We start from the raw sequence: 16679 nt of genomic DNA on the forward strand, positions 1-16679 counted from the left end.
AGCAAAAGGATTTTCATGACCATAGACCAAGACACCCCCGTGGCCGCTTCACAGCCAGCCACGGATGCATCGTCGCAGGAAGTTTCCAAACCCAAACGTTCAACCACAACACGCAGCAAAGCCAAACCAGCCGCCAAGCCAACATCTGGCAAAACAGCTTCCGGCAAGACCGCGTCCAAATCCTCCGAATCTGCGCCCGCCAAGGATTCTTCTGATTCTAAAGGCGCTTCCGATTCCAAGGCCGCCCAGGCCGAATCAGCTTCATCCAAGACCACGGCACCCAAGGCCGCCGCAACCGCCAAGGCCGCAGGCCGCAGCGCGGGCAAAACAGCAAAGACGGCTACCGCCAAAACTAAAAAAACGGCTGACGCCTCCAAAGAAATTTCTGGCAGCACGGCAGATGCCGTAGCGCCCAAGTCAGCCGCTGCCACGGCTGCTGAGACACCCAAGGCCGCTGGCAAAACTGCGAGCAGATCTTCTGGCAAAACTACGGCCAAAACTTCGGGCAGGGCGAGCACTTCAAACCGCGCCGCTACGCCCCGCACGGCCAAGACAGCAGAAGCCAGCACTCCGGAAGCTACGGCTACGGCCAAAACTGCGGAAACGTCTGAGGGTTCCAAGCAGGAAGCCGCTCCCCAAAAGCCCGCCGCAAAAGCTCCCAAAGGTCGGCCTGCAAGAGCCGCGGCAAAAAGCAGTGCAAAAGCCACTGCTCAGGTAACTGCACAGACAATTGAGGCAGCGCCTGCAAGCACAGCCCCCAAGGCCGCAAGCCCTGCAGCAGACAAGCCTGCGATTTCTGCGGCCCTCACAAGCCCGGCTCCTGCGGCCCAAACCCCTGCAAAAGCAGCAGAACAGAGCGCAAAACAGACGCCGGAACAAATTTCAGACAAGCCCGCAGAAACGGCGCCGCGCCAGAACGCCCCCGCAGCGGAACGCGGTCAAAGTCCCAGGCAGGCAGCCGACCAAAATACGAGCCAGACCACAAGTCAGCCCACAGACAAAACAGCAGGCGAACCTGCCGCCCCGGCGGAACAGGGTGCAGAACAAGCCGCTGAAAGCGGTTCCGCATCTGCCTCCGGGGAGGCTGCTGCCGGGGATGGCCCGCGCCGCAAGAATCGGCGTGGACGTCGTGGTGGGCGTGGCCGCAACCGTAAAAAAGAACTGAACGGGCAGGATGGCGCGCAAACCGCCGAGGATATGACCAGCACGGCCCCCCTCGACGATGACGACGAGGATCTTGATCTGGCCGATGACGCGCCGGAACAGACCAGCCGCGCGCAGGATACGCGCCCCCAGAACGCCCCCAGGCCGAACAAGCCCGCAAAACAGGCTAAGCCTCAGCAGCAACAGCAGCAGAACAAGCCTGAAAACGGCAAGTCTGCCGAAAACAGCAAACCCGCTGAGAGCAACAAGCCCGCCACTGCCGCCAATGCTGGCAAGGCTCCTGCCGAAGCCCCCAAGGGCAAGCGGCGCATGTTCATCAGCGTGCTGCCCGGCGAACAGGTAGAAGTAGCCCTGGCTGAAGACGGCCAGTTGCTGGAATACTATCTGGACATGCTGCACCAGCGCAAAATCAAGGGCAATATTTACAAGGGTGTCATTCACAATATCGACACCAACCTTCAGGCCGCCTTTGTCAGCTACGGCGCGGGCAAGAACGGATTCCTCCAGATCGACGAGGTACATCCCGAATACTGGCTGGCCCACCACGAACCCTCCAAGGGCAAAAAATTTCCGCCCATCCAGAAAGTTCTGAAGGCTGGTCAGGAAGTGCTGGTGCAGGTGGTCAAGGAACCCACTGGCAGCAAGGGCGCTTTTTTGACCACATGGCTTTCCCTTGCCGGACGCTTCCTTGTGCTTACGCCGGGGCAGGATCAGATTGGCGTTTCCCGCAAGGTGGATGACGATGAGGAACGTTCGCGCCTGCGCGAAATGATGAACGGCATTGACCCTGGTCAGGGGCTCGGCGTCATTGTGCGCACTGTCAGCGCCGGGACCACCAAGACAACGCTCAAAAACGATTTGCAGTATCTCAAGCGTGTCTGGCGTGATATCCGCAAGAAGGCCACCGAGGTTTCCGCCCCGACCCTCATCTATCAGGAGCCGGGCCTTTCAGAGCGCGCCGTGCGCGACTATCTGACCGAGGACGTGTGCGAGATCTGGGTTGATAATGATGAAGTGGCGCAGAGCGTGCGCGACACGGTGAACCTGCTGTTTCCCCGTCGCAAGGATCTTGTGCGGATGCACACCGACATGCGCACGCCCATGTGGGAGCGCTTTAATCTGCGCCGCCAGCTGGAGCAGATTTATTCGCGCGAGGTGCTGCTGCCCTCTGGCGGGCGTCTGGTGTTTGACCAGACAGAAGCCCTCATGGCCATCGACATCAACTCGGGTAAAATTTCCGGCAAGGGCAACTTTGAGGCCATGGCGCACAAAACCAATATGGAAGCCGCCGAAGCCATTGCCCGCCATCTCAAGCTGCGCGACATCGGCGGCCAGGTGGTTATCGACTTCATTGAAATGCGCGACAAAAAGCACGTGCTTGAAGTGGAAAAAACCCTGCGCACCGCCATGAAGAACGACCGTGCCCGGCACGATGTTGCCCGCATGAGTTCCTTTGGCCTGCTGGAACTGGTGCGTCAGCGCACTGGCTCCTCGGCTTTGGCCATCTCGCTTGAGCCTTGCCCCGCCTGCGGCGGTACAGGCATGCGCCGCAATATTGAGTGGCAGGCATTGCAGGCCCTGCGCGAACTGCGCCGTATGGTCAGCGCGGAGCCCAAGGAAAAATGCGTATATCCGGCAAGCCCGGAACTGGCCCTGTATCTGCTGAACCACAAGCGCGACACTCTGCGCGAGATTGAGCAGGATTATGGTAAATGTCTGGAAATAATGGTTCGTCCTTAGAATATGGCACGGCAGCCGGGGTGGAAACCCCGGCTGCTTTTTCTGCACAGCACTCCCCTGCTGCACCTGCCCCCACCGATGCCGCGCCCGCCAACGCCGTTCTGGCAGGCTCCATTGCAGCTGCGCCCGTAAATCCCTTGCCTGCCAACAGCCTGCTGCTGCATGTTTGCTGCGGGCCGTGCGCCGTCATGCCTATCACGCGTCTGCTGGACGAGGGCTTTGCCGTAACCGCATGGTTCATGAATCCCAATATCCAGCCGCTGGCAGAATATCTGCGCCGCCGCGAGGCCGCCGGGCAATGCGCAGAACATCTGGGCGTGCCGATTATTTACGCCGATGAAACATGGGACATCACCAACTGGCTGCGCGCCGTGGCAGGGCGTGATACCCCGCCCGCCCGCTGCGCCTATTGCTGCGAAAGCCGCATGCAGGCCGCCTTTGCCTTTGCGCGGCAGCAGGGCTTTGCCTGGGTGAGCAGCAGCCTGCTCTATTCACGCTATCAGCCCCATGAGGTCATCAAGGCCGCAGGCGAACAACTGGCGGCCCAGAAGGGCGCACCGGGCTTTGCCTACCGCGATTTTCGCGCGGACTGGCAGGAAGGCATAGACCGCTCAAAGGCCATGGAACTCTACCGCCAGCCCTACTGCGGCTGCGTTTACAGCGAGGCGGAGCGCTACCAGAAAAAGCTTTTGCGGTGCATCAAAGGTTGATCAAAATTTTTTGCAATTTTCGCTTGACCTTGCCCCTGATTTTCCGTAAACACTTCCTTGCCTGAACGATCCCCGATAGCTCAATTGGCAGAGCGGGTGACTGTTAATCACTAGGTTGGCGGTTCAAGTCCGTCTCGGGGAGCCAAAAGAAAGTAAGCCCTTACAGCTAATCACTGTGAGGGCTTTTTCTGTTTATGTACGTTTTATCCCGCTCCTATCCCGCTATTTCAGGTTATGGAGGAGTATGAAGGGGCAATATGTGAAGCGCCAAACTGTAGCCGCACGTCGTCTATTGGCGGTGCTGGCGAATACCGGGCCATACCAATTCAGGCATACCACACCACGCCCTCGCCAGTTTGGGGTCAATTTTATCAACTGATTGGCTTGCCCCGGCCCCCTCCTCACTGCTAGGCTCCTTGGCAACCTATTGACGCATCTAACCACTTTTACAAATTTGCAGACCATCAAATGACTATCGACTTTAATCAAATTGAATCCCGCCTCTGGGCTGCTGCCGACCAGTTGTGGGCCAACACCGGGCTGAAGCCCGCCGAATTTTCCAATCCAGTGCTTGGGTTGATCTTTTTGCGCTACGCGGAAAAAAAATTTCTGGAAGCAGAAGCCGCATTGGTCGAGAAAGGGCTGGACGCTTCAGAGATCGAAAAATTCGACTATCAAGCCGAGGGAGCCCTCTACCTGTCTGACAATGCCCGCTTCTCCTACCTGCTCAACTTGGCAGAAGGGCAAGACGTGGGCAAAGCCGTTAATGAAGCCATGGCGGCTGTTGAGCAGGAGAACGAGGAACTGAAGGGCGTGCTGCCCCGCTCCTACGCCAAGCTCCCCAATGCCGTTCTGATCGAATTGTTGCGCCTGATGGACAGCCTCGGGGAAATCGAAGGTGACGCCTTCGGAAAAATTTACGAATACTTCCTCGGCAAGTTCGCAATGGCTGAAGGCCAGAAGGGCGGCGTGTTCTACACCCCCACCAGCATCGTCAAACTGATCGTTGAGATCATCGAACCCTTCCACGGCAAAATTTTTGATCCGGCCTGCGGTTCCGGGGGTATGTTTGTTCAGAGCGCCGCCTTCGTACAGCGCCGCAACAAGCGCACCAGCGAAGAACTCACCGTCTTTGGTACCGAAAAGGCCAACGACACGGTGAAACTCGCCAAAATGAACCTTGCGGTGCATGGCATCTCTGGGGACATCCGGGAAGCCAACACCTACTACGAAGACCCGCACAAGGCGCTCGGCAAGTTCGACTTTGTTATGGCGAACCCGCCCTTCAACGTCTCGGGTGTCGATAAAGAGCGCGTGAAGGATGACCCAAGGTTCCCCTTTGGCATTCCGACCACGGACAACGCCAACTACCTCTGGATTCAGCACTTCTACAGCGCCCTGAACGAGACAGGCCGCGCTGGCTTTGTTATGGCGAACTCGGCGGGGGATGCGCGGGGAGCGGAACTGGAAATCCGCAAAATGCTGATCCAGAGCGGCGGCGTGGATGTAATAGTCTCGGTCGGTCCCAATTTCTTCTACACCGTGACCCTGCCGTGCACCCTGTGGTTCTTCGACAAGGCGAAAGCCAAGGGAGAGCGCAAGGATCAGGTGCTGTTCATTGACGCACGGAGCATCTATCGGCGGGTCAGCAAGGCAATCCGCGACTTTAAGCCGGAACAGATCGAGTTTCTCTCCAACATCGTGCGGCTTTGGCGTGGAGAGGCAGCCGAGACAGGCCAAGGCAGCCAGCAAATGCTCCAGCAGCAGTTCCCGGATGGGGCCTATCAGGACATCGCCGGCATGTGCAAGGTAGCGACGCGGGCGGACATTGAAGCCCAAGGCTGGAGCCTGAATCCGGGGCGGTATGTTGGGACAGTTTCAACTGCCTCAGATGATTTCGATTTTGAGGAGCGTATTACCGCCCTCGCAGAAGAGTTCGCTTTTTTGAATGCTGAATCCGTCGATCTTGCTGCTGAAATTGAGAATTCACTCCAAGTTTTACAACGTCGAGTTTGAGAGATGCGCAGCAATAGAACTCAAGTGCGACTCAATGATGTAGCCGATGTAATTTCTGGCTATGCCTTTCCCAGCAAAGAATTTAAAGAGTCTGGCACTCCAGTTGTAAAAATATCCAATATACGCGTTGGTCATATGGACATGACTGAATCGCAACGTGTTTCAGACGAGTTTGTTGAGCGACTGCATCCTAAATACGTGGTCAAAGCAAACGACATTCTTATTTCTCTGACCGGATCGCATATTTCACAACCCAATTCAGTTGTAGGGCGTGTTGCAAGGTATAGCTCGAAACTATGTACCGCCTTATTGAACCAACGTGCCGGTAAAATAATTGTTACTGACTTTGAGCGTTGCGACCCAAACTACTTATATTGGATATTAGTCCAGAAATCGGTTAGAGAACAAATTGCATCTATGGCTCACGGTGCGGCTAATCAGGCGAATGTTAGTCCATCACAGGTTGGCAGCCTCCAGATTTTCTTACCTAAAATAGCCACGCAACGCCGCATCGCCTCGATCCTGTCCGCCTACGACGACCTGATCGAAAACAACATGCGGCGGATCGCCATCCTTGAGGAAATGGCCCGGCGAATCTACGAGGAGTGGTTTGTCCGCTTCCGTTTTCCGGGCCATGAGCAGGTAAAAATGATGGAGTCGGAGTTGGGAATGATCCCAGAGGGATGGCAAGTCCAGACAGTCGCTGATTTCGGCAAGGTGATCACAGGCAAAACACCAAGTAAATCCGATCCTGAAAACTTCGGTGATGACGTACCCTTTATCAAAACCCCTGATATGCACGGGAATTTATTCTGTATTTCGACCGGGGAAGGACTCTCGGCGAAGGGGGCGGAATCGCAGAAGGGGAAAACACTTCCGGAAAACAGTCTCTGTGTAAGTTGTATAGGCACGGCTGGGGTTGTTTCGATCACCACGAGGCCCGCCCAGACTAATCAGCAGATAAACGCTGTCGTATTGAATGAACAGCATAATCGAGAATTTCTCTACTTTGCCCTTGTTGGTTTGAAGGAAACCATCAATCTGTATGGTGCCAATGGCGCAACCATGGTGAATCTAAATAAGAGCAAATTTGAGGGGTTGAAGATCGTCTATGGGGATAGTCCGACAGTCGATCACTATCACACATTGGCTTTCTCTTTTTTTGAGGAAATCCGGGTCTTGCAACTGAAAAACGCCAACCTCCGCGCCACCCGCGACCTCCTGCTCCCAAAGCTTATCTCCGGCGAACTCGATGTTTCTTCCCTGCCCGAACCCGAGGAGGTCATCACGGCATGACTCACACTCTCACAGCCAAGGAAGTATTAGCCACCTACGGGGAACTCCCCCTGGTCGAGCTACACGCAATCACCTGCTTTGCATCCCTTGGCTGGGAGACGGCCAACCTCTACAACGAGGCCTTCGGGCCGAACGGCACGGAAGGCCGCACGTCTGCCGCCGAGGTCATCCTTGTGCCTCGTCTTCGCAAGGCGCTGGAGCGCATCAATCCCGGCTATCCGGCTACTGCCTATGATCAGGCCATCGAGCAACTGACAGAGGATCGCTCCACGCAGATTCCCGTCAACGCCAACCAGGCCTTCTACAAGCTGCTGCGGGACCGGGTGAAGGTTGTGCTTACCGACGACAATGGCAACCCGCAGACAGTTGAACTTTCTGTCATCGACTGGAGCAACCCAGAGAACAACGACTTCTTCCTTGCCCAGCAGATGTGGGTGTCTGGGGAGATGTACAAGCGCCGCTGCGACCTGCTCGGCTTTGTCAACGGGCTGCCCCTGATCTTCATCGAACTGAAGGGCCCGCATGTTCCCCTGAAGTCCGCCTATGACGACAACCTGAAGGACTACAAGGGCCAGAGCATCCCGCAGCTCTTCCATCCCAACGCATTCATCTTGCTGTCCAACGGCACGCAAACCCGTGTGGGCACCCTGACCAGCCCCTGGGAACATTTTTTTGAATGGCGGCGGATCGACGATGAAACCGAGGCGGGTTCAACTGGTCTGGAGACCGCCATTCGCGGGCTGTGCCACAAGCGGCGACTGCTCGACATTGTGGAGAACTTCACCCTGTTCGAGTTGGCGCGCGGTGGCCTGATCAAAAAGGTAGCCAAAAACCACCAGTACCTGGGCGTGAACAAGGCCATTGCCCAGATGATCATGCTGCGGGAAGCCGGGGATGTGGAAGCCGCCAAAAAGCTCGGCGTCTTCTGGCACACGCAGGGGAGCGGAAAGAGCCTCTCCATGGTGTTCTTCACCCAGAAGATTCTTCGCACCCTGCCCGGCAAGTGGACCTTTGTGATCGTCACTGACCGCTCCGAACTGGACGATCAAATCTACAAGACCTTCACGGCAACCGGGGCAATCACGGGGGCGGAAGTACAGGCCAGCAGCGGGGAAAATCTGAAACTGCTGCTGTCGCAGGATCACCGCTACGTCTTCAGCCTGATCCAGAAGTTCCACACGGACAAGGGCGTGACTTACCCGCAGATTTCGGACCGCAGCGACATCATCGTGATCACGGATGAAGCCCACCGCAGCCAGTACGACATCTTCGCGCTGAACATGCGCAATGCCCTGCCCAACGCCGCCTTTCTCGGTTTTACCGGGACGCCGCTGATCGCCGGGGAGGAAGAACGTACCCGCGAAGTATTCGGCGACTACGTCTCGGTCTATGACTTTGCCCGATCCATCGAGGATGGGGCCACGGTGCCGCTCTACTACGAAAACCGCACGCCGGAACTTCAGATCACCAACGAAAACCTGAACAGGGATATCGAAAATCTCCTTGAAAAGGCTGAACTGGACGAAACTCAGGAAAAGAAGCTGGAGCGGGAATTTGCCCGCGAGTACCACCTGATTACCCGCAATGAGCGGCTGGAGACCATCGCCGCCGATCTGGTGAAGCATTTTCTCGGTCGAGGCTATCGTGGCAAGGCCATGATGATCTGCATCGACAAGGCCACGGCTGTGCGGATGTACGACAAGGTGCAAGCCCTCTGGAAGCAACAGCTGGCAGATCTGCAAAAGCAGATGAAAACAGCCGCCGGGGATGCCAGAGAAGTGCTCGCCGAAAAAATCATGGTCATGCAGAGCACCGATATGGCCGTGATTGTGTCACAAGGCCAGAACGAAGTTGAAGACCTCAAGGCCAAGGGGCTGGATATCGTTCCGCACCGTCAGCGGATGCTGCGCGAGGACCTGGACGAAAAATTCAAAGACCCCGACAGTTCCCTGCGTCTGGTCTTCGTCTGTGCCATGTGGATTACAGGTTTTGATGTGCCGACCTGCTCGACCCTGTACCTCGACAAGCCGATGCGGAACCACTCCCTGATGCAGACCATCGCTCGGGCCAACCGCGTGGCGCCGGGCAAGAGTGCCGGTTTGATCGTCGATTATGTGGGCATATTCCGTAACCTTCAGGATGCCCTGCGCATCTACGCCAAACCCAATCAGCCGGGGCAGATGCCCATCAAGGACAAGGCGGCTCTGGTGGCACAACTGAAGGAGCTGCTGAAAAAAGCGGAAGCTTTCTGCGCGGGTATGGGCATTGACCTGATGGCGATTGTAAGCACTCCGCTGGAAAATCGCCTGGAAGCCCTGCAAAAAGCCATGGATGTGATCCTTGAAGCCGGGGAAGACAAGGTCAAGGCATACCTGCTCCTGGCTGGTCAGGTGGCCAGAACCTTCAAGGCTATCCTTCCCGATGCCGAGGCCAACGCTTACGCCCCCATGTCTGTTCTGGTGGCTTACCTCGGGGCAATGATCAAGGCGCTGCGCCCTACCCCTGACATCTCCGGAGTGATGAGCGATCTGGATGCTCTGCTGGATGACTCCATTGCAACCGAGGGCTACCGCATCGGGGACCGCCCGGCGGCTGAAGCCCTGATCGACCTCTCGCAGATCGATTTTGCCGCTCTCCAGCAGAAGTTCGCGATGGGTAAGAAAGCCACCGAGACCGAAAAGCTGAAGGGGCAAATCGAGAAAAAACTGGAGAAGATGGTTCGGGAGAACAAGGGACGGATCGACTTCATGGAGACGTTCAAAAAACTGATCGACAGCTACAATGCCTCCAGCCATAACCTCGAGGCATTCTTCAAGGATCTGATGGATTTTGCCCAGAACCTGACGGACGAGGAACAACGGTCACACCGGGAAAACCTCACCGAGGAGGAGCTGGCCATTTTCGACCTGCTGACACAGCCAGAGCCGGAACTGAGCGACAAAGAAAAAGGCGAGGTCAAAAAGGTTGCCAAGGATCTTCTCGCCAAGCTGAAAGCCGAAAAACTGGTGCTGGACTGGCGCCTGAAAACCCAGACCAAGGCTGATGTGGAACGAACCATCCGGGACTTCTACATCAAGCTGCCGATGGCCTACACGCCCGACCTGAAAAAGGACAAACGGGTGAAGACCTACGCCCATATCTACGAAAACTACTTTGGGGCGGGACAGAGCATCTACCAGCAAGCCCCAGGCACCGTGTCTTGTGCGTGATAGTGTTTTTATAGATCGCGTTACCCAATGGCCCAGTTGAGCTTATCGCCTCTGAGGGGACGGGGCATTGCGGCAAGTCAAATCCGTACCCGGACTTCCGCACCGAACGATAGAATCATCAGGCTTTTCTTATTTTTTACATTCACACCAGCGGGTGCCCAACCCGACACTTTCATTTCACCCGCCCGTATTGCCCTTTGCTCTGGTTTGCGCCAATATCCAGACAGTTAAACACCGTCGCGCACATGAACCGGAGGGCCGGGTGAAGCCTTTTTTGACCTTGCAATCAGTTGAATCGGTGCTTGAGCATATTCGGGCATTTCCCCTTTTGAGTGAAGAGCGCGTCCCGTTGGACGATGCCCTTGGTCGCGGCCTTGCCCAATGCTTTTCGGCAACAGAAGACCTGCCCGGGTTTGACCGCTCCACCGTTGACGGTTTCGCCTGCCGCGCCCGCGATGTTTTTGGCGCGCAGGAGGGCAACCCCGCTCTGGTGGAATGCGTGGCCGACTGCCGCATGGGCGAGGTGCCGGACATCAAGCTTGAAGAAGGGCAGGCCGCGCGCATTCTCACCGGGGGCATGCTGCCGCAGGGCGCGGATTGCGTGGTGATGGTTGAGTACTCCCGCCCGGCGGGAGGCAATCTCATTGAAATTACCCGCAGTCAGGCTCCGGGCGACAATGTTATTTTTCGCGATGATGACGCAACCGCAGGGTCTTTGCTGCTGCAAGCCGGGCACCGCCTGCGCCCGCAGGACATTGGCCTGCTGGCGGCATTTGGCGTGGTGGATGTGGATGTACGCCGCAAACCTCTGGTTGCCGTGCTCTCCACGGGCGATGAGGTTGTTCCCAGCTCCATGACTCCACCGCCGGGCAAAATCCGCGACATCAACGCCCACAGCATTGCAGCCCTCTGCCGCGAGGCTGGCGCGCAGGCCGTGAGAGCCGGGATTGTCAACGATGACGCCGCCAAGCTCAAAGCAGCAGTAACCCAGCTTGCAGAAACACATGACGTGGTGGTGGTTTCCGGCGGTTCCTCAGCAGGCATGCGCGACCACACCGTGGAAATTTTTGAGTCTCTGCCTCTGGCTCAGTTGCTGGTGCACGGGGTCGCCATCAGCCCCGGCAAGCCCTTTATTCTGGCCAGGGCCGTAGTCAACGGGCGCACAGTCTGCCTTGTGGGCCTGCCCGGTCACGTCACCAGCGCGCTTGTCTGCGCCCGCGTATTTCTTGCCCCCTTGCTGGAGCACCTTCAAGGGCATACCGCTTCCGCAAAGCTGCCGCAGGTTCCCGCAGTACTTGCACGGTCTGTTGCTTCTGCACAGGGCCGGCGCGACTATCTGCGCGTAAAACTGCGCCCCCTGCCCTGCCAGCCCCCCACGCGGGCACCGTCAGATAAAAATCTGCAACCGCTGTACGAGGCGGAACCCATCATGGGCGCATCGGGCCTTATTTCTGGCATTGCTGCGGCAGACGGACTCATGATCTGCCCTGAAAACCGCGAAGGCTACGATGCGGGCGATACCATAATGGTGGAACTTTTTCGCTAGACCAGCCCGCGTCTGGCACTATTGCTGGGAGAATTATCTTGAAGCGCAACACATATCTGACTCTGCTGCCCCCGGAAGAAGCCCGCGCCAACTGGTTTTCATGCCTTGACGCCAAAGCCTTCGCCCTGGGCGAGGAACGCATCCCTCTGGCGCAGGCCCTGCGCCGCGTGCTCAGCAGGCCCGTGGCGGCACTGCGTTCATCCCCGGCATTTCACGGCGCGGCAATGGACGGCATCGCCGTACATGCGGAGGATACCTTCACCGCCTCTGCCCGTACCCCATTGCGTCTCAAAATTGGCGAACAGGCCCACTGGATCAACACCGGGCACCCCTTGCCGCAGGGCTGCAACGCCGTGGTGATGATGGAGAACATCAATACCGAGACCGAAAAGGATTCTCAGGGCGAATCGCAGTGGGCCGTTATAGAAAAGGCCGCCTTTCCCTGGCAGCACGTGCGCAAAATGGGTGAAGACATGGTGGCTACAGAAATCATTCTGCCGCCCGGAACGTGCATTGGCCCCTACGACCTTGGCGCGTTGGCGGCTGGCGGCGCGCTTGAAGTGCCGGTATTCCGCCGCCCCCGCGTTTCCATCATCCCCAGCGGGTCGGAAATTGTGCCTCTGGTGGATGCGCGGGAGGAAGACCTGCGCGCAGGCCGTGTGCTGCCAGAATTCAATTCACTGATTTTTTCGGCCATGATTACGGAGGCCGGGGGAGAAGCCGCCACCCTGCCTGTGGTTCCTGACGATCCTGAAGCCATACGGGCCGCCATTGCCAGCGCCATTGCAACTGCCGACATGGTTATTCTCAACGCCGGGTCTTCGGCTGGCAGTCACGATTTTACAGCCCACGTGCTCGGGCAGATGGGCACAGTGGTGACGCACGGCATTTCAGTCATGCCGGGCAAACCCACGGTGCTGGCGGTAGTCAACGGCAAGCCCGTGGTGGGTGTGCCGGGATATCCCGTTTCTGCTGGCATATCCATGGAAGAATTTGTCCTGCCCCTGTTGGCCCTGTGGCAAAAACGGGCCATGAGCGAGCGGCAGAAAATCACGGCGGTACCCTGCAATCCCCTGCCCTCGCGCCCCGGTATGGAAGAACGACTGCGGGTCAAACTGGGCTGCGTGGGCGATACGGTTGTTGCCGTGCCCCTGCCGCGCGGCGCTGGCACCATAACCAGCCTCAGCCGGGCCGATGGCATCATCCGAATTCCGCGTGACAGCGAAGGCTGCAATGCAGGGGAACCCGTTACTGTGGAGCTGCTGCGCCCCGCCACGGCCCTTGCGGGCGCACTGCTTGCCATTGGCAGCCACGACAACACGCTTGACCTGCTGGACAGCATGCTGCGCAAGGCGCATCCGCAGTTCCGGCTCACCTCGGCCCATGTGGGTTCGCTGGGCGGCATCATGGCGCTCAAGCGCGGGCAATGCCATCTGGCGGGCAGTCATCTGCTCGACCCGGCAAGCGGCGTATACAACCGCAAGGCCATTGAGGATAATCTGGATGAGCCCACCGTGTTGCTGCGTCTGGTGGACAGGGAACAGGGCATTCTGACCGCGCCCGGCAACCCCCTTGGCATCAACAGCATTGAAGACCTCGCCAGGCCGGGGGTGCGCTTCATCAACCGCCAGCGCGGCAGCGGAACCCGTGTGCTGCTCGATTACCGCCTGAGTCGCCTTGGCATCGCGCCCGCAAGCATCAACGGCTACCGCGACGAGGAATATACGCACATGAACGTTGCTGCCGCGGTGCTGTCTGGCCGGGTGGATGCAGGCCTTGCCGTGCGGGCGGCAGCCAATGCGCTGGGGCTGCCATTCACGCCCATCGGTGTTGAAGAATATGATCTGGTCATTCCCCGCCGTTTTTTTGATGGGGATGCGGTTCAGGCCCTGCTGGATGTTATCCGCAGCGAGGCCTTCCGCCAGACAGTGGAAGGTATGGGCGGTTACGGCACGGAAAAAACCGGGCAGATTATCTGGGAATACGCCGGGAAATAGGGCGTGGAATGAACGGTTAGGCCTTACCCGCCCAGTCAAAACGCTCCATTTCCGGCACCGAGAGGTCGAGATGGTACAGGGCGCTGCTGGCGGTGCGGCTCAAAATGGCCCGCAGAGCCAGCTTGACCATGAGGCAGGCAACCGAAGCCGGGGCCAGCGCGCCAACGCCTTCGCGCCGTGCAAGCTCAAGCTCGCTGTCGCTCTGCCCCTGCGGGTAAAGCTCCTCAAGCCGCGCCTGCGGGCCTGAGCTGGCGTAGCAAAAGCCTTCTTCGCGCAGTACGGAACCGTGGATGAATGGGACGCCAGCAGCAAGAGCTGCCCGTTCCAGGGCTGTTTTGGCGCTGATGTTGTCCAGGCAGTCCAGGGCCACGTCCATACCAGCCACAAGATCGGGCAGATTGCCCGCATCTGCCACTAATCCAAGAGCTTCCGTCTCCACGTGGCTGGCAATATCCGCCAGGGCATTGCGCACAACGCAGACCTTGCGCTGCCCCAGCACACGCTCTGTACAGAACCGCTGGCGGTTGAGATTGCTTTCGTCAAACACGTCGTTATCCACCAGCCGGAGGCTCCCCACGCCGGAGCGGGCCAGCAGTTCGGCCACGTGCCCCCCCAGACCGCCGCAGCCCAGCACAAGCACGCGGCCTTGCAACAGCCGCGTCATTTCCTCCGCTGTGACCAGCCCGAAATTCCGCCGAAAGCGCTCCGGCCAGATGTTCTGCCCCAGCAGGTAAATCATGGCGGCGCGTAGCGTCAGAGCCTGGGACGCAGCCCAAAGGCGCAAACCCTCAAGGCTCACGAACAGTGTTTCCTGCGTGTTGCCAGCAGATTCTGTCTGATATCTTGCCCGGATATAAGGGCTGAAGAACTGGTGCAGATCAGATATTGTCATGGTCAACGGGCCTAGCCTCCTCCGACAGCCGGAAAATAGGCAATACGGTCTCCGTCGCGCATGAGATCACTCACCTTCTGCTGGCGTCCGTTGACCATGACAATTTTTATGTCTTGCGGCGGCAAGCCCAGATGTTGCGCCAACTGGGCCACGGTGCTTCCTTCCGGCATTTCCACCTGCAATCCTGTTTCCGGCACGTAGTCCGGCACATAGTCACGCAGGGTGGTACTCAGCTTAACGGTCAGTTTCATGGACGCTCCTTGACCTCATGAGGTCTTGTCCAGTTATGCCCGCCCTGTCCGAAAACAGTCAAGCCAGCCGGGGCGCACGCCATGCGCCGCCGTAAAACAAAATCTCGGGTCTCCGCTCCGAACCAGCCGGAGCGGAGGCCAATAAGGGCAACCCTACTTCTTTTCCTCAATCCAGTTGAAGACCGTCTTGAGTTCCTCGTGGGTAATGTCGAAAGTGGTGTTGTGCGGGGGCAGCTTTTCGTCAGTGAAGAAATCGGGCAGCACGTCCGCAGCCTGGGTGATGCCCGCGCGGCGGTTGAAGTCGATTTCTGTGGAAAGAATACGCTGGCCCAACGTTACAACGTCGTCGCCGGTGAGCTTCCAGCCAAACTTGGCATTGAGCATGTCCACAATGGCGGGCAGGGCGTCCGGCACGTCAAGGATGGCAAATGCCGTGAACAGACACAGGCCCACGGAATCCACTGAGGCGGTAGCCACCTGGAGATTACGCGAAAGCTCGATCTGGCCGTCCTTCTTGAGGGGGTCAACCGTACCGCCGCTGTTAAGGATGTTGGCCGTCACCGCGTAACCGGCGGTGTGGTCCGCGCCCATGGGCGAGGTGGCGTAGGTGACGCCCTGGCCCTTGACCGCACGGGGATCATAGGCGGGCAGGCTCTGGCCCTTGACCGCAGGCACGCGCCGCACGCCAAACACCCGGCCCGTGGTGGCCGCGCCGCAACCAACAATACGACCAAGCGGAGAGCCCTCGCTGATGCCGTTCATGACATCAAGCACAGCCTTGGTATCTCCGTAGGGGATACCTCCACCAGCCATGGCAACGCCCACGGCAACGCCCACGTCGATAGTGTCAACGCCGATATCATCGCACATGTAGTCGTACTTGGAGATGGCATCGAGGTCGCCAATGCCGGAGTGGGGGCCGAAGCACCAGAGGGTTTCGTATTCGGGCCACTTGCTCTGGAACTTGCCTTTTTTGTCGGGCAAAATGCCGCTGCAACGGATCATGCAGCCGCTCATGCAGCCGTGTGCAACTATGCCCTCGCCGCCGCGTTCCTTGGTGAGCTGGTTCAAAAGTTCGCCCGAAACAGCCTCATGCTTGTCAAACTGACCAACAGTAAAGTTGGCGGTGGGCAGGCCGCCCGCCTCGTGCAGGATGTTGACGAGCACGGCGGTGCCGTATTCGGCAAGCCCTTTGCTGGTGATGGGGTGTTCGGAAAGTGCCGTGGCGAAGCGCTTGGAAGCCTCGCGAAAAGCCTTTTCGTCAGCCAGAGGCTGGCTCTTGCCGCCTTCGGGATTCACAATGATGGCCTTGAGGCCCTTGGAACCCATTACCGCGCCAACGCCGCCGCGCCCGGCATGGCGCATGGGCCGCAGCTCGCGGTCGGTGCAGGCAATGGAAGCCGCCGTGAGCTTGAATTCGCCCGCGCGGCCAATGGTGATGTAGCTGCAATCCTTGCCGTACTTTTCCACCAGCTTGGCCACGGCATCAAAGTTGTTCATCCCGGCCACTTCGGCGGGAATCAGCTTGGCGTGGTCCTTGCTCACTTCAAGCTGCCACCACTCGCCTTCCTTGGCCATGTCTTCCACAATAACGGCCAGAATGCCCAAACGGGCCAAGTGACCGCCGGGCTGACCGCCCGCGTTGGATTCCTTGATGCCTTCGGTCAGCGGGCTTTTGCAGCCAACGGAAATACGGTTGGCGTTGGGGCTGTTGGTGGCGCCCAGCAGGCCGGGAGCAAAAACAAGCTTGTTGTGGGGGCCAATGGGCGTACAGGTGGGCGGCACCTCACGCGCAACGATGGTAGAAGTCAACGCACGGCCGCCAAGGCCAGCGTATTCTTGAGGGATTTCTTCAAAA

10 protein-coding genes and 1 tRNA gene are annotated in these 16679 nt (G+C 58.3%); 8 read left to right on the plus strand and 3 right to left on the minus strand.

Annotated elements, in window-relative coordinates:
- Positions 1-15: 15 nt before the first annotated feature.
- From VEZ52_RS12560 to VEZ52_RS12595, 8 genes are all read left to right on the plus strand, one after another.
- The gene (locus VEZ52_RS12560) at positions 16-2904 is read left to right on the plus strand and encodes an Rne/Rng family ribonuclease (RefSeq protein WP_324837121.1); all 2889 of its coding nucleotides are present in this window, start codon (positions 16-18) and stop codon (positions 2902-2904) included.
- Positions 2877-3614, plus strand: coding sequence for an epoxyqueuosine reductase QueH (locus tag VEZ52_RS12565; RefSeq protein ID WP_324837122.1), 738 nt, complete (start codon positions 2877-2879; stop codon positions 3612-3614). The genes VEZ52_RS12560 and VEZ52_RS12565 overlap by 28 nt, the downstream gene beginning before the upstream one ends.
- A gap of 69 nt (positions 3615-3683) precedes the next feature.
- Positions 3684-3759: transfer RNA gene (locus VEZ52_RS12570), tRNA-Asn, on the plus strand.
- A gap of 323 nt (positions 3760-4082) precedes the next feature.
- Positions 4083-5630, plus strand: a complete 1548-nt coding sequence (locus VEZ52_RS12575; RefSeq protein WP_324837123.1) for a class I SAM-dependent DNA methyltransferase — start codon at positions 4083-4085, stop codon at positions 5628-5630.
- Between the two features lie 3 nt (positions 5631-5633).
- Positions 5634-6926, plus strand: a complete 1293-nt coding sequence (locus VEZ52_RS12580) for a restriction endonuclease subunit S (RefSeq protein WP_324837124.1) — start codon at positions 5634-5636, stop codon at positions 6924-6926.
- A complete protein-coding gene (locus VEZ52_RS12585; protein ID WP_324837125.1) occupies positions 6923-10135 on the plus strand; it encodes a type I restriction endonuclease subunit R in 3213 nt (1070 codons plus the stop codon). The genes VEZ52_RS12580 and VEZ52_RS12585 overlap by 4 nt, the downstream gene beginning before the upstream one ends.
- 262 nt (positions 10136-10397) lie before the next feature.
- Positions 10398-11681 carry a gephyrin-like molybdotransferase Glp gene (glp, locus tag VEZ52_RS12590; protein ID WP_324837126.1) on the plus strand — a complete coding sequence of 428 codons (1284 nt, stop codon included), beginning with the start codon at positions 10398-10400 and terminating at the stop codon, positions 11679-11681.
- A gap of 38 nt (positions 11682-11719) precedes the next feature.
- Positions 11720-13678 (plus strand): molybdopterin biosynthesis protein, encoded by a 1959-nt coding sequence (locus tag VEZ52_RS12595; protein WP_324837128.1) that lies wholly within the window; start codon positions 11720-11722, stop codon positions 13676-13678.
- Between the two features lie 16 nt (positions 13679-13694).
- Here the strand turns inward: VEZ52_RS12595 and VEZ52_RS12600 are convergent, their stop codons facing one another.
- The 3 genes from VEZ52_RS12600 to VEZ52_RS12610 form a co-directional block, all read right to left on the minus strand.
- The gene (locus VEZ52_RS12600; RefSeq protein ID WP_324837129.1) at positions 13695-14570 is read right to left on the minus strand and encodes a HesA/MoeB/ThiF family protein; all 876 of its coding nucleotides are present in this window, start codon (positions 14568-14570) and stop codon (positions 13695-13697) included.
- Positions 14571-14581: 11 nt separating this feature from the next.
- A complete protein-coding gene (locus VEZ52_RS12605; protein ID WP_022657955.1) occupies positions 14582-14821 on the minus strand; it encodes a MoaD/ThiS family protein in 240 nt (79 codons plus the stop codon).
- Positions 14822-14974: 153 nt separating this feature from the next.
- On the minus strand, positions 14975-16679 hold a 1705-nt coding region (locus VEZ52_RS12610; RefSeq protein ID WP_324837130.1), incomplete at its 5' end, for an aldehyde ferredoxin oxidoreductase C-terminal domain-containing protein.

Origin of the sequence: Desulfovibrio sp., assembly GCF_035644575.1 — a bacterium.
GTDB lineage: Bacteria > Desulfobacterota > Desulfovibrionia > Desulfovibrionales > Desulfovibrionaceae > Desulfovibrio.

Excerpts from the sequence above, each read along its gene's own strand:
- VEZ52_RS12560 (WP_324837121.1), top strand. The coding sequence starts at position 16 with ATGACCATAGACCAAGACACCCCCGTGGCCGCTTCACAGCCAGCCACG.
- VEZ52_RS12565 (WP_324837122.1), top strand. The coding sequence starts at position 2,877 with ATGTCTGGAAATAATGGTTCGTCCTTAGAATATGGCACGGCAGCCGGG.
- VEZ52_RS12575 (WP_324837123.1), top strand. The coding sequence starts at position 4,083 with ATGACTATCGACTTTAATCAAATTGAATCCCGCCTCTGGGCTGCTGCC.
- VEZ52_RS12580 (WP_324837124.1), top strand. The coding sequence starts at position 5,634 with ATGCGCAGCAATAGAACTCAAGTGCGACTCAATGATGTAGCCGATGTA.
- VEZ52_RS12585 (WP_324837125.1), top strand. The coding sequence starts at position 6,923 with ATGACTCACACTCTCACAGCCAAGGAAGTATTAGCCACCTACGGGGAA.
- VEZ52_RS12600 (WP_324837129.1), bottom strand. The coding sequence starts at position 14,570 with ATGACAATATCTGATCTGCACCAGTTCTTCAGCCCTTATATCCGGGCA.
- VEZ52_RS12605 (WP_022657955.1), bottom strand. The coding sequence starts at position 14,821 with ATGAAACTGACCGTTAAGCTGAGTACCACCCTGCGTGACTATGTGCCG.